This is a genomic window from Nonomuraea lactucae (genome assembly GCF_003313395.1).
In the GTDB taxonomy this organism is placed as follows: domain Bacteria; phylum Actinomycetota; class Actinomycetes; order Streptosporangiales; family Streptosporangiaceae; genus Nonomuraea; species Nonomuraea lactucae.
In genome coordinates, this window is the sequence record NZ_QNFZ01000263.1 from 1 (window position 1) to 12,573 (window position 12,573).

Genomic DNA, 12,573 nt, shown 5'->3' on the forward strand with positions numbered 1-12,573 from the left:
GGCCGAGGTCGGGAAGCGCGCCGCCCGCATGCCCGGCGTGCCCGCCTGCCGTACGAACAGCACCCGCTCAGGCCGCGGCGACGGGCACGGCCGGCGCGCGCGCCGCCCGATCGGCCACCCATCCGAAGAGCGCGCCGAAGGCCGCCCAGAAGACCAGTTGGGTTCCCAGGGACGCCAGTCTGAACTCCCACAGCAGAGTCGCCGGGAAGCCCGCCGGCACCTCGTCGACCGCGGGCAGCAGCAGCCACGCCGCCACCACAGGCACGAGGAACGCCGCGACGGCGGCGCTCCACCGTGGCCACGGCCCTCCGGTGACCTGCCGTGCCGTGGCCACCGCGATCGCCGTCGCCGCCAGGCCGACCAGGATCATCACCACGTAGAGCAGGGTGCGGCTGTTGATCGTCTCAGGGTCCCCGACCGCCGGCGGATTGGCGGGATATTTCAGAAACGGCACGAGAATGACGGCCACGAACGCGACACCAGCGGCGGCCAGCGCCAGCCCGCCGTCGGAACGCGGCCCCACCCTTCCGCGCAGTCCCGCGTACGCGAGCGCGAAGATCCCTCCCACGGCGAGCCCGTAGAGCCCGGTGGCGAGGAACAGTCCGGCCTTCTGCACCGGCCTGCTGACCACGGCCCCATCACCGTGATCGTGCCCCTCCTCAGCGGGATGCGCCTCCGGGGCGCCATGACCCGCCTGGGCGGCCTCGGCCGCCTTGGCCGCCGCCTCCTCCAGGGCGATCGCCCTGTCGACGCGCGGCTCACCGAAGGCGAACGCGAACCCGCCCGCGATCAGACCGGCCAGCAGCCCGAGAAGCAGGCCCCTGACCAACAGGGTGCGGACCACGGCCGCCCCCTAGTGGCACGGCACGCCGAGCAGGTGCCGCCCGTCGTGCATGAGCTCGTGCAGGTAGGTGCCGGCCTGCGACACGGCGCCGTTGTCCATCAGCACCAGGTAGGCGATGAACAGCAGCACCGGCACGCCGAGCATCAGCCACGGGCGTAGACGGGGAAGGGGAAGGGTGGACGGAGTGGACAGACCACTCATGTGGGCCTCCTCGGGGATGACGCGTCCCAGCCAGTGAGGTCACGGTCGCCAAGCGACCTGGCTCCCGGGCCTCACGACCCGGATACAGTGGCGCGTCCGCACCGGCTTCTCACCGGATTTCCCTTGGACAACCGTGAAATCTCCCGGAACGTATCCTCTCCGCACCTTTGCGTCAAGTCGCCGAGGAGGCCAGGCCCCTCTCGGGGCCATGATCAGCTCGCCGCGACGCTGCTCCGCGACTCCTTCGCGATGGTGTCGCTGATCCACGTGCGGTAGTGGGTCACGTCCGTCCAGATGCCGACCCCCGGCCCGCCGTCGGGGCTGGTGGAGCAGCCGGCACTGCCGTTCCTGCGGTCCTCCACGTCGTCGCCGTCACGCGAGGTGGCTCCGATCAGCTCCCACCGGCCGCTCACCCTGCGGATCTGCGGGCCTCCGGAGTCGCCGCTGCAGGCGCTCGCCGCACGTCCCTGGCGCTCGCCCGTGCAGAGTTCGCGCCCCTTTTGGAGGAAGGAGCAACGGCTGTCGGGCACGCGTACGGTGTCGAGCTCCCGCAAGTGCCGCGAACCCTTCGCACAGGCCGGGTCGTGGGTGTCCTCGCACACCATGCCCCAGCCGATGACGCGGGTCGGCTCACCGACCGGTCCAGGGCCGTCGGCGATGCGGATGGGTTCGAGCTCCACCGGCCGGTTCAGCTGGACCAGCGTGATGTCGGCCTCGAACTCCCCGCCCACGCCGCGCCGGCCCCACTCGGGATGGGTGATCGCGCGCCTGACGCTGGTGAGCACCCCGCCCTGGTCACGGTCGGCCGAGCCGACCCGTACCAGCGTCCTGCCGGGCTTGAAGAGCCCCTTGCAGTGGGCGGCGGTGACGACCCAGTCGGCGGCGACGAGCGAGCCGCCGCAGTGGTGCTCGGGCCGCGCGCCGAGCCGGAAGGAGACCATGAACGGGTACGCCTCCGTGGCGGCCCGCCCGCCGATGATGGCGGCACGGTCACCGCCCGCGGTCGGTTGCTGGGCAGTGGCCGGTTGCTGGGGAGTGGTGGTGGTGGACGCCATGGTGGGGGTGGCCAGTGCGAGCCCGATGGCGAGGAGGGGGGCAAGCACCATTGATCGTCTGCCGGTAGCCTTGAACACACGTACTTCCATCAGTCGGGGCGGCTGCGGAGCACCTTTGATCATGGTTCGGGCGGCTGAACGCGCCGCCGTGCCCGCCAGGCTACCCCCACTTACCTGGTGAAATCACCATCCGTCAGGGCTGTGGTCATCTTGTCGAGGCACTGTTCGAGGCCGATCCGGGAGCCGTCGCGCGTGCTCTCGATCCCGTATCCCGACTCGGTCACCGTGATCCGCGTCCCCCGCCCGTTGACATCGGTGAAGGTGATCACGTGCGGCACCTCCGCCGGGATGCCCGGAGGCAGGCCCAGCCGGGCAGGATCGAGCGGGTCGCCCGACTCGTCGCTGAAGCGCAGCACGAACTCCAGCCGCTCGCCGGGCACCACCTGGCCGTAGGTCCAGGTGTTGTACAGGTCGTGGCCGTCCGGCGAGCGCATGCACACCAGGCTCGTGCCTCCGGGCCGGACGTCCATCCTGGCGAGCGGCGCGGAGAACCCCACCGGGCCCCACCAGCGGCGCACCAGCTCGGGTTCGGTCCACGCCCGCCACACCCGCTCCAGCGGCGCGTCGAACACCCGGGTCACGACCACGTCGAACGTCGTCGCCTCATCAGCCATCGTGGTCTCCTGTCTCAGCCGCGCAGGCCGTGGACGAGCTGTTCGAGCAGGTCCATGGACTCGCGGACGCCCTTGTCCATGTCGGTCGGGATCCAGCCGTCCCTGTCCTCGACCGAGGTGAACAGGGAGACGTTCACGTAGCGGGTCCGTCCGCCGATCTCCTCGAAGGTGTCGACGGCGAGCTGCAGGTGGCCGGGCCCGCCCTGCTCGAACTCGAAGGTGCTGACGATGCGCTCGGGCGCCGCCACGTCGTGGTAGACGCCGCGGAAGGCGTACTCGGCGCCGGTCTCGGCGTTGCGGGTGACGAAACGCCATTGGCCGCCGCGCCGTACGTCCATGTGGTCGACCTCGGTGACGAACCGGCGCGCACCCCACCAGCGCGGGATCAGACGCGGGTCGGTGTAGGCGCGGAACACCACCTCGCGCGGCGCGTCGAACACGCGTGTGACGACGATGTCCTGCCGTCCTGGCTCGAAGACGACCTCGGTGTCGTTCGTGCTCATGTGTCTCCCGTTTCTTCCGTCCGGTGTCGCTGGATGCGCTGGATCTCCTCGTCGAGGCGGCCGAGCCGGTCGTGCCAGATCTCCCGGTAGCGGTCGATCCAGGCGGAGGCGTCCGCGAGCGGGGCGCCCTCCAGGCGGCAGGGACGCCACTGCGCCTGCCGTCCCCTGCTGATCAGACCGGCCCGCTCGAGCACCTTCAGGTGCTTGGAGATCGCCTGGAGGCTCATGTCGAACGGCTCGGCCAGCTCGTTGACCGTCGCCTCCCCATCGGCCAGCCGGGCCAGGATGGCGCGGCGGGTGGGGTCGGCCAGGGCCGCGAAGGTCAGGCTGAGCTGGTCGTCGGCCACGGGCTCGTATTCAACCTTTCAGTTGTTCAACTCTTTGGTTGAGTATGCGCCCGCGCGGCCACCGGTGTCAACAGGCGCGGGTCAGGGCGGGCCCGCTGCTATCGTTCAGAGAACAACCATTCTCGGTACGGGCGAAAGCGGAACAAGTGATCAGCGCAGAGCAGGCGGAACTCCAGGTCCTGGACGCTGCCGAGACGCTGTTCTACACCCGGGGGATCCAGGTCGTCGGCATGGACGACATCCGCTCCGCCTCGGGCGTCTCCCTCAAGCGCCTCTACCAGATCTACCCCTCCAAGGAAGAGCTGGTACAGGCCTACCTGCGGCGACGCGACCTGCGCTGGCGGCGGCGACTGGCAGCGCACGTCGAGACGCGCGCCACACCGCAGGAGCGCATCCTGGCGGTGTTCGACTGGCTCCACGCCTGGTTCAGCGAGCCCGGCTTCCGCGGCTGCGCCTTCATCAACTCCTTCGGCGAGCTCGGCGCCACCTCCCCCGCCGTCGTCGAGGCCGCCAGGGCGCACAAGGAGGCGTTCTTCGCCTACCTCGCCACCCTGACGGCGGACGCCGGCAGACCGGCCTGGGTCGCGGACCACCTGGCCCTGCTGGCCGAGGGCGCCATGACCACAGCGGCGATCACCGGCACCCCCGCCCCGGCGCACCAGGCCAGACAGGCCGCCCACCTGCTCCTGGAAGCCACCGAGACCGTATGAGCCATGGAGAGACCGTGTCGCCGACTGAGATCGAACTGCTGCCCGTTCCCGCCGGCACGGACGCCACCCTCGTGGCCGAACTTACCGACCTGGTGAACCGCGTCTACGCGGCGGCCGAGGAGGGCCTGTGGCAGGACGGCGCCGCCCGTACCACGGAGGAAGGGATGTCGGAGCTCATCCGCGCCGGCGAGATCGCCGTGGCCCGGGTGAACGGCCGCATCGTCGGCAGCGTCCGCGTGCAACGCCTGAAGACCGGAGAAGGCGAGTTCGGCCAGCTCGCCACCGAGCCCGAGCATCGCGGGGCCGGGATCGGCAGGCGCCTGGTCGAGTTCGCCGAGCAGTGGAGCCGCGACCGTGGGCTGACCACCATGCAGCTTGAGCTGCTGGTCCCCCGCGGTTGGAAGCATCCGTCCAAGGAGTTCTTGAACGACTGGTACACCCGAATCGGCTATCAGATCGTCCGCATCGGCGCCATCGAGGAGAGCTACCCGGACCTCGCCCCGCTCCTCGCCACCTCCTGCGACTTCCGCATCTACCACAAGGACCTCAGCCCGCCTCCCGATCAGCCATCCGGCTTCGTGGCGGCGACGTAGCAGAGCCACCGCGCCCCGGCCGCCGGTCCGCCGTCGTCGTCAGGCTCGACGACGACGTCGAGCACGAGCAGATAGCGGCGATGCCCGTCGGGCGCGCGCCGCTCGTCGACGGCGCACAGCGTCATTCTCCCCCGGACCCGCGAGCCGACCGGTACCGGACGGACGAAGCGGACCCGGTCGTAGCCGTAGTTCAGCACGTAGTCAGCCGCCCCGAGCAGGACCAGCAACTCCTCGGGGAACCGGGCGCAGTGCGCGACCAGGAACGAGCCCTGCACGATCGTCCGGCCGCCGAACGGGCTCTCCGCGCGGGCACGCTCCGGATCGTTGTGCAACCAGTGCTCTTCCCCGGTCACCTCACCGTAGGTGTCGACCATGCTCTGGCTGACCTGCGTCCACGGACCGGGGGTCAGCTCGCGGCCGATCATGGCGCGGAGCGCGTTCACGTCGAAGGTTCCGGGTTGAGCGGTCATGACCAGGTGCTCCTCTCAGACGTTGCCGACGGAAACGCGGGTCAGATCGTGGCCATGCCCGCGTCGATCTGCAGCGCCGTTCCGGTGACGTAACGTGACTCGTCGCCGGCCAGGTAGAGCACGGCGTTGCTGGTGTCGATGGGCTCGACCATCTGGTTCGGCAGGGCGGTGACGGTTGGTGTCGCCTCCTTGCCGGTCACGGCGCCGATGCCGCCGAGGGGGATCCCGGCGTTCGCCACGGCCCCCGGCGCGATCGCGTTGACGCGGATTTCATAGCGGCCCAACTCGATGGCCAGGGCCTTGGTCAGGCCGATGACCGCGTGCTTGGAGGCGATGTAGGACGAGAGCCTGGAGGCCCCCTCAAGTCCCACCACCGAGCTCACCAGGATCACCGACTTGCCGCCTCCCGCCTTGAGATGCGGCAGGGACGCGATACAGGTGTTCCGCACGCCCAGGATGTTCACCTGGAGCGTCACGTCCCACTCGGCGATGCTCTGCTCCTCGAACAGGCCGGGCGTGACGATTCCGGCATTGGCCACGACCACGTCGAGCCGCCCGAGGGTGTCCACGGCGGTGTTCACCGTCTCGGCGAGCGCGTCGGCGTCGCGGACGTCCACCTTCGCGGTCACCACGCCGCGGCCGAGCTCGCGCACCATCTCCCCGGTGACGGCGAGCTCCTCCTCGGTGCCCAGCGGATAAGGGACGTCCTTGATGTCGTCGCAGATGTCCACGGCGATGATGTCCGCGCCCTCCTGGGCGAGCCGGACGGCGTGGCTGCGCCCCTGCCCCCGTGCCGCCCCCGTGATCAACGCCACCTTGCCGGCCATGCGGTCCATGCGATCTCCTCTCACGTTCACCGGCTCAGGCGATGACACTGTGCACAAGCTGACCGCCGTCGATGCGGACGGTCTCGCCGGTGATCCAGCTCGCGTCGTCGGAGGCGAGGAAGGCGATCAGCTTGGCCACATCCTGCGGCAGGCCCAGCCGCCGCAGCGGATACCGCTCGATCACCTTCTCCTCTTGGCCGAGGTAGAGCGGTTCGGCGAACTTCGTCTTCACCACCGCCGGTGCGACGGCGTTGATCCGGATCCTGGGGCCGAGCTGGTAGGCCAGCTCCTCGGTCAGCTTGCTGAGCGCGAGCTTGGTCGCGCCGTAGATCCCGAAGATCCCGGTCACGGCCAGCCCGGCCGTGGAGCCGACGTTGACCACGGCACCGCCGTTCTCGAGCATCCACGCCTTGCTCGCCAGCTGTACGAAATCCAGCGCGGCCAGCACGTTGACGTCGAACATCCGCCGCGCCTCGGCCAGGTCCGCATCGATGAGGGGACCCGCGACCGTGCTGATGCCGGCGTTGTTGACCAGCACGTCCAGCCGCCCGAACGTCTCCACGGTCTCCCGAACGGCCCCGGCGCGCGCGTCCGGGTCACCGGCGTCGCCCGGGATCGCCAGGATCCGATCGCGGCCCACCCCCGTCTCCGCCGCGATCCTGCCCGCGGTCTCGTACAGGGCGTCCTTGTCCCTGGCGGTGATGGCCACCGCGGCTCCCCGCGACGCCAACTCCCGGGCGGCACCCCACCCGATCCCCCGGCTCGCCGCCGTCACCAGGGCGACCTTGCCCACGAAATCCTGCTGCATGTTTCTCCTTGTTGAGTGAATGAGCTTGAGTGAATGAGCTTGAGTGGATGAGCTTGGGTGAATGAGCGCACCGCGAACTCACCGTCCCGCGCACGGAACGGTGAGAATGCGTACGCGCTAGGTGGTCGAGGCGCGCTGCGTGGTCGAGGCGCGCTCAGGCGCGCTGGATGGCGCCTCGCCGGCCGTCAGCCCGGCCAGCAGGCGCAGCGCGGCATCCGACGGCGAGTCGGGTTCGGCGACGTAGACGTGCAGCACCCGGTCGGGATCCGTGGGCGACACCAGCAGGTGCTGCACCAGGCTCAGCCTGCCCACCAGGGGGTGAGCGAGCTCCAGGTCGTCCACACCACAGGGGCGCACCCCGTACCCGGCCCAGATTCTGGCGAACTCCTTGCTGTTGACCATGAGCTCGCCGATGATCGCGGCGATCCGGTCGTCGTCCGGATGACGGGCGGCGTTGTAGCGCAGGTGCGCCGCCACCCCGCGTACCTTCGCCGGCCAGTCCACGTACAGGTCGCGACCGTGCGGATCCAGCACGATGAGCCGCGCCAGGTTGGGCCGATCGTGGCGCCGGTACGGGCCTTCGGGATCGACATGTCCGGCCAGCAGGGCGTGCCCGAGCGTGTTCCAGGCCAGGACGTCCCCCGTCGGCCCGATGATCAGGGCTGGGCCGGTGACGCTCTCCACCAGCAGCTGCGAGCGCGGGTCGACCGGCTCCGACGCGGAGCGACGGCGCCTGGGCCGCGCTCCGGCCCCGGGCCGGGCCAGCAGCCGCAGATGCTCGTGCTCCTGCTCGTCCAGTCGCAGCGCCCTGGCCAGCGCGTCGATGACCTGATCGGAGGCGTTACGCGACAGCCCCTGCTCCATACTCCTGTAGTAGGAGACGCTTACCCCCGCCAGCATCGCCACTTCCTCCCGGCGCAGCCCGGGGACGCGACGGCGCTCGCCGTACGTCTTCAGACCATGATCCTCCGGGCGCAGCCTGGCTCGGCGCGTACGGAGGAAACGCGCCAGATCAGATCCCCTGTCCATGCCATCGAGTATGCGGGAGCACGCGGATCCCCGCCTGCCGCTGCCAGTGGCACCTTCCCGGCGCCCAACGCGCAGGCAACCCCGGTAGGAGCTGAATCTTGGCGCTGAGCCACCTTTGGCCGTGAGACCCCGCCGGTGAGGCTCGACGGGGTGTCGTGGTCGGCGGCTCCCGGACTTACCGAGAGTCCCTCACAAGCAGGTCGACGACCGGCTCGTTGCTCACGAACTTCGTTGTGCCGTTCTCCGGCACGTTGTACGACGCGAAGATCCTGTACGTCCCGTTTGGAACGTTCCCAACCGTGTAGGCGTTGACCGGGTTCGCATCACTCACCACACAGTTGCTCCCCGCGAGGCTGGTGGCCACCGAGGAGGACGCCGCACCGTTGCGGCTGAAGATCTTCGCGTTCGAGGTGCCCGCCAGGTTGACCGCCGCGAACTGGATACGCGACTGAGTCTGGAACGATCCAGGCAGAATGCCGTTGCCCGCGATCCGGAAGCGGTCGCCGCGCTTGACCCTCAGCTGGAAGACGCCGTAACGCTGGTCTCCCTCGAATCCGGACATGTAATTGAAGCCCGGCAGCGGGGCGTTGGGCCCGTCGTCGATGTAGTACGCGTGCCCTTCGGTGGCGCAGGTAGCGGTCGCGTTGGCCGGCGCAACGATGGCTGCGCTCACGGCGGCGGCCATGCCCGTGGCCGCCGCCAGCCGGGCGAGCAGGCGCCCCGGCTTGGTGGGTCTGTGCCGTCTCACTCTGTTGCCTCCCCATGTCGCGGACAGAACACCGACCATTCGCCCGGAACCCAGCGCTGGATGAACCGTGCCTTATAACCAATGAGACAGACAATGCACACCGACCTGACCCGGATCCTGGCCGTCGGCATCCTGCGCCACGCCCGAGAGGCGAGTGAGCACGCGCCTGCCCGCAACTCCTGTGAACGACAGTCACGCAGATAGATATGCAGACACCAGAAAAGCCGCTACCCGAAGATCGGATAGCGGCCATTTTCGCTGGTCAACTGGGTGGGGCTACCAGGACTTGAACCTGGGACCTCTTCCTTATCAGATAAGTCGGACAAATCGGCTGACCTGCACGATCAAGGGATGGCCTGATAGACGCTACATCTGAATAACTTTCACGTCGTTTCGCTTCATTTCAGCGTCTCCCAATCAAGATCGCTTCTCCCAGAAATCTCCCAAGCCTCTCCCCGGGCTCCCTCAACCCCTCCCCGACAGCACCGGGACGGCACACATCCGCGGGATCCGCGTGCTTCCGCGCCCGCCCGTAGGTACCGTGAAGGGCATGAGCGCTCAGCCGGTGCACGAGGAAGACCCGCAGGATCCTCAGGTGATCCTGCGTGACCTTCCCGCGCGGGAGCGCCCCGAGTTCCTCCGCCAGTACCATGCGGCCGCCACGGCGGCCCTCCAGGACGTGGCGCAGTACAAGAAGCTCAAGCAGCTGCTGCACCACTGGAGCCTGGCGGTCATCGCCACGAACCAGCCCGGCTACTACGAAGCGCTCGAGCAGGCCCAGGCCGGCCTCGGCGAGACAGTGCCCCTGGAGGACGCCATCGCCGCCGAGCTCGCCCGCCGCGCGTGACCTACCGGCCCCACTTATCGGAGCGTGCCCTGGCGCAGCTCGGCGGATTCCCCACCGACGCGCTCACCGAGCTGACGCAGGCCATGGCCGAGGTCTGCGAAGATCCCTACGACCCGCTCACCACCATGGCCACGGACGACCCGCAAGTGCGACGAGCCGACTTCGGTGACCGCGGGTTCGTGACCTTCCTCATCCTCGACGACGTCGGCGTGGTCCGGATCACGGACATCTTGTGGGTGGGCTGAACCCGGAAGGCTATCCTGCGGGCTCGTCCCATATCGACGTGCCGTACACCACCTGGTAGCGGTCGACCGGGATCACGATGTCGGCTGTCTCGACCGGTCGGGTGTCGGCATAGTGCGTGCGCTCGATGACGAGCACGATGTCGCCTGGCGCGACGCCGAGCTGGCGTGCTTCCTCGGCAGTGGAGGGCCGGGCAGAGACGACCTCCGGAGCATGGGTGACCTCGATGCCGATGTGCCGCATCCGCTCGACCACGCCCTTGCCGCCGTGCGGGCCGTCTTCAGGGAAGGCGATCACGGTGTCTCTCGTGAGCTGCAGCGGCTCCCATGAGGTCTCGATGAACACCGGCTCTCCGGCGACCTCTCGGAGGTAGGTGGTGCGCATCAGGTCCGGCCGGTCCTCTTGGTCCAGAGGGTCGAGATCGAGGCGCTCGCGCACCGCCAGTGACCCTTCGACTGTCCTCGACTCGTAGCCGACCGACCCGATCGCGTGGTCGTCATCGCTGAACCCCGGGAGACCTCCCCGGCGGGCGTTGTTGTGCCACGAGCGGACGATGCGGCGGATGGCAGGCCGGCGCCTCACGTACGTGCCAGCGCCTGCCTTGGCGGTGGCCAGCCCTTCGGAGACCAGTGTGCGCAGCACCTTGCGGGCGACTCCGTTCGAGATCTCATGTGCCTTCATGAGCTCGGGAATCGACGGAAGTTGATCGCCTTCTTTCAGCTCGCCGGCGCGGATCCGGCGGGCCAGCTCATCGGCGATCGGGCGGTATCGGCTGCTTTCTAGATCCACGCGCACAGCTTGACAGTTGGATATCCAGGTTGCAAGCTAGGGGGACTTGATAACCGCCTGGACATCCAGCTTTAGGGCGGTCCCCCATGTACCAGCAAACGCTCCCGGGCGCCCCGGCGTCCGTAGAGAGTGCCCAGTCGTGGGTGCGAGCGATCATGCCGCCGCACCTCGCACCGCTCATCGACCAGGCAGAGCGCGCGGTCGGCGGGCTGACCACGAACGCAGTGGCCACGATCGCCGAGGGCGGCGTTATCACGTTCACCGCGACCCCGGGCAAGACCGGACTGCGCGTCGCGTTGTCGTACCCGTGGGATCCCAGCCGGGCCGACCCCACCCCTTCGCTGACGAAAGCGCTCGACGTCGAGTCGGTCGCAATCCGACGGCTGAAGGACGTCTGGAAGGTCGAGGCGGAGGTCGAGTTCCGGCTCCCACAGCTGGCGGCTGCGTCATGACGCCCGAGGAGGAGTTCGCCCGCAACCGCCCGCCGGGCCCGTACGCGCACTGCCGCGGCTGTGGCAAGGACATCGTGTGCCTGAGCAGCGGCGTGTGGCGCTCGACGGAGACCGATCCCGCGGTCGACCGCATCGCGTGCGGCGCGCAGGGCCAGAAGGTGCACAAGCCGGAGGCTCAGCAGTGATCCCGGTTGAGGACGCGCGGGTCCTGGTGTGCATCCACTGCGGGAACGAGGTTCGGCAGATCGGATCCTTCCTGCGGGTCCTGGAGCCGCTCCCTGGGATGGTCCTGGGCAGCGAGTGCCCCGTGCGTCCGGTCGTCCTGTTCCCCTGGGCCGCCTACGGCCTGCACGAGGCCGCACCGCCCGGCGAGCCGACGCGCGCCTCCACGTGAGCTCCCGCTCGCGTCCCTAGACCCCCGGCCGTCGCAGAGTGGGCCGCTGCGCCGGCCGGGACTCGACGCCCGGCCCCGACGGGAGGGCCGGGCGCGGGTGGTCCTGGACCGGAGGGCGGACCAGGACCACCCGCTCAAGCAGGGCGGTGCGGGCCGCCACGTCTGGCGCCACAGGCCCGCACCGCCCGCTCCATGTACCACCTGGTAGGCGCGGGCCGGCCACCTCGCCCGCGGCCGCCTGACGCGCCTCCACCACCGGAGCGCCGCCGCGGTGTAGCGTCCCGCGGTTCAGAAGCACGAGGGCTCCCGGTGCAGGAACACCGGGAGCCCGAGCGATCGATCCCCCTTCCCCAGGAGACCGAACACATGGCACAACCTACGTTCGCCGTGGCCAACGCGCCAACCCGCCACGCGCGCCCGGGCCCGGGCGGCGCCTCGACCGCCGAGCAGGCCCGGGGACTGTGGTGGTCCATCATCACGATCACCGGGACGACCAGTCTCGGCCTGAATATCACCCACGCCATCGTCTACAAGCACGTGGATACCGGCGGCATGATCGAGCTATCCGAAGCTGGGCGGGTGATGCTGGCGATCATCGCGAGCGTCTTGCCCGTACTCATGGCCGGACTGCTATGCCACACGTTCGTCGTGGACGCACCCTGGCCGATCAAGGTCCTCGTTGCCGCTCTGTTCGTGCTTGGCATGGTCATGTCTCTGAGCGCTCAGGTGGAGCTACTCACGCCGGTGGTCGGGTGGGGCCGAGCGATGGGCACAGCGACAGTGATCGACGCGCCTGCCCTGATCTCACTGATCATGATCGAGCGCGGCAATCGGGCCCGTAAGTCAGCCGAACGAGCGGAGGCCGAGCGGCGAGCGGCGGAACGGCAGGCGGCCGAGCAAGCGCGCCGCGAGCGGGAAGCAGCCGAGCGGCGAGCGGCTGAGCAAGCGGCAGCCGAGCGGCTCGCGGCAGAGCAGGCGCGCGCTGAGCAAGCGGCGGCCGAGCGCGCTGAGCACGAGCGGCAAGCGGCGGCCGAGATGG

At 69.4% G+C, this 12,573-nt stretch carries 20 protein-coding genes; 8 read left to right on the forward strand and 12 right to left on the reverse strand.

Annotated features, from left to right (window positions below):
- Positions 1-67: 67 nt before the first annotated feature.
- The 6 genes from DQW85_RS17115 to DQW85_RS17140 form a co-directional block, all read right to left on the reverse strand.
- Positions 68-844: a CbtA family protein gene (locus DQW85_RS17115; protein WP_113701304.1), complete on the reverse strand. Its 777-nt coding sequence runs from the start codon at positions 842-844 to the stop codon at positions 68-70.
- A 9-nt stretch (positions 845-853) separates the two neighbouring features.
- Positions 854-1,045, reverse strand: a complete 192-nt coding sequence (locus DQW85_RS17120) for a CbtB domain-containing protein (RefSeq protein ID WP_113701305.1) — start codon at positions 1,043-1,045, stop codon at positions 854-856.
- Positions 1,046-1,257: 212 nt separating this feature from the next.
- Positions 1,258-2,151, reverse strand: a complete 894-nt coding sequence (locus DQW85_RS17125) for a S1 family peptidase (RefSeq protein WP_162795064.1) — start codon at positions 2,149-2,151, stop codon at positions 1,258-1,260.
- A gap of 119 nt (positions 2,152-2,270) precedes the next feature.
- A complete protein-coding gene (locus tag DQW85_RS17130) occupies positions 2,271-2,774 on the reverse strand; it encodes an SRPBCC family protein (RefSeq protein WP_113701307.1) in 504 nt (167 codons plus the stop codon).
- A gap of 14 nt (positions 2,775-2,788) precedes the next feature.
- Complete coding sequence (locus DQW85_RS17135) at positions 2,789-3,277, reverse strand: SRPBCC family protein (protein ID WP_113701308.1); 489 nt, start codon at positions 3,275-3,277, stop codon at positions 2,789-2,791.
- Positions 3,274-3,624, reverse strand: coding sequence for an ArsR/SmtB family transcription factor (locus DQW85_RS17140; protein ID WP_113701309.1), 351 nt, complete (start codon positions 3,622-3,624; stop codon positions 3,274-3,276). The genes DQW85_RS17135 and DQW85_RS17140 overlap by 4 nt, the downstream gene beginning before the upstream one ends.
- Before the next feature lie 146 nt (positions 3,625-3,770).
- Here DQW85_RS17140 and DQW85_RS17145 point away from each other — a divergent pair, with 146 nt between their 5' ends.
- On the forward strand, positions 3,771-4,334 hold the full coding sequence (locus DQW85_RS17145; protein WP_240197237.1) for a TetR/AcrR family transcriptional regulator: 564 nt from the start codon (positions 3,771-3,773) through the stop codon (positions 4,332-4,334).
- A 14-nt stretch (positions 4,335-4,348) separates the two neighbouring features.
- Positions 4,349-4,927 (forward strand): GNAT family N-acetyltransferase, encoded by a 579-nt coding sequence (locus DQW85_RS17150; protein WP_240197238.1) that lies wholly within the window; start codon positions 4,349-4,351, stop codon positions 4,925-4,927.
- On the opposite strand, the gene DQW85_RS17155 is transcribed toward DQW85_RS17150, so the two are convergent.
- The 5 genes from DQW85_RS17155 to DQW85_RS17175 form a co-directional block, all read right to left on the reverse strand.
- On the reverse strand, positions 4,897-5,397 hold the full coding sequence (locus DQW85_RS17155) for a MaoC/PaaZ C-terminal domain-containing protein (protein WP_113701311.1): 501 nt from the start codon (positions 5,395-5,397) through the stop codon (positions 4,897-4,899). The two genes, DQW85_RS17150 and DQW85_RS17155, sit on opposite strands and share 31 nt — an antisense overlap.
- Positions 5,398-5,438: 41 nt before the next feature.
- A complete protein-coding gene (locus tag DQW85_RS17160; RefSeq protein WP_205315187.1) occupies positions 5,439-6,233 on the reverse strand; it encodes a mycofactocin-coupled SDR family oxidoreductase in 795 nt (264 codons plus the stop codon).
- A 25-nt stretch (positions 6,234-6,258) separates the two neighbouring features.
- The gene (locus tag DQW85_RS17165; RefSeq protein ID WP_113701312.1) at positions 6,259-7,032 is read right to left on the reverse strand and encodes an SDR family oxidoreductase; all 774 of its coding nucleotides are present in this window, start codon (positions 7,030-7,032) and stop codon (positions 6,259-6,261) included.
- 117 nt (positions 7,033-7,149) lie between these two features.
- A complete protein-coding gene (locus tag DQW85_RS17170) occupies positions 7,150-8,061 on the reverse strand; it encodes a helix-turn-helix transcriptional regulator (protein WP_113701313.1) in 912 nt (303 codons plus the stop codon).
- A gap of 175 nt (positions 8,062-8,236) precedes the next feature.
- Positions 8,237-8,809, reverse strand: a complete 573-nt coding sequence (locus DQW85_RS17175; protein WP_113701314.1) for a hypothetical protein — start codon at positions 8,807-8,809, stop codon at positions 8,237-8,239.
- A gap of 550 nt (positions 8,810-9,359) precedes the next feature.
- Between DQW85_RS17175 and DQW85_RS17180 the strand changes: the two genes are divergently transcribed.
- Both DQW85_RS17180 and DQW85_RS17185 read left to right on the forward strand, forming a co-directional pair.
- Complete coding sequence (locus tag DQW85_RS17180; protein ID WP_162795065.1) at positions 9,360-9,656, forward strand: DUF6247 family protein; 297 nt, start codon at positions 9,360-9,362, stop codon at positions 9,654-9,656.
- A complete protein-coding gene (locus DQW85_RS17185) occupies positions 9,653-9,901 on the forward strand; it encodes a type II toxin-antitoxin system RelE family toxin (RefSeq protein ID WP_113701316.1) in 249 nt (82 codons plus the stop codon). Before DQW85_RS17180 ends, DQW85_RS17185 begins: the two co-directional genes overlap by 4 nt.
- 10 nt (positions 9,902-9,911) lie before the next feature.
- Here DQW85_RS17185 and DQW85_RS17190 read toward each other — a convergent pair whose 3' ends face one another.
- Entirely contained in the window at positions 9,912-10,688 is a 777-nt protein-coding gene (locus tag DQW85_RS17190) for a GntR family transcriptional regulator (protein ID WP_162795066.1), read from the reverse strand.
- Positions 10,689-10,843: 155 nt separating this feature from the next.
- Here DQW85_RS17190 and DQW85_RS17195 point away from each other — a divergent pair, with 155 nt between their 5' ends.
- The 4 genes from DQW85_RS17195 to DQW85_RS17210 form a co-directional block, all read left to right on the forward strand.
- Positions 10,844-11,140 (forward strand): hypothetical protein, encoded by a 297-nt coding sequence (locus tag DQW85_RS17195; protein ID WP_113701318.1) that lies wholly within the window; start codon positions 10,844-10,846, stop codon positions 11,138-11,140.
- The gene (locus DQW85_RS17200) at positions 11,137-11,325 is read left to right on the forward strand and encodes a hypothetical protein (protein WP_113701319.1); all 189 of its coding nucleotides are present in this window, start codon (positions 11,137-11,139) and stop codon (positions 11,323-11,325) included. Before DQW85_RS17195 ends, DQW85_RS17200 begins: the two co-directional genes overlap by 4 nt.
- Positions 11,322-11,534 (forward strand): hypothetical protein, encoded by a 213-nt coding sequence (locus DQW85_RS17205; RefSeq protein ID WP_113701320.1) that lies wholly within the window; start codon positions 11,322-11,324, stop codon positions 11,532-11,534. The genes DQW85_RS17200 and DQW85_RS17205 overlap by 4 nt, the downstream gene beginning before the upstream one ends.
- A gap of 366 nt (positions 11,535-11,900) precedes the next feature.
- On the forward strand, positions 11,901-12,573 hold a 673-nt coding region (locus DQW85_RS17210), incomplete at its 3' end, for a hypothetical protein (protein ID WP_205315188.1).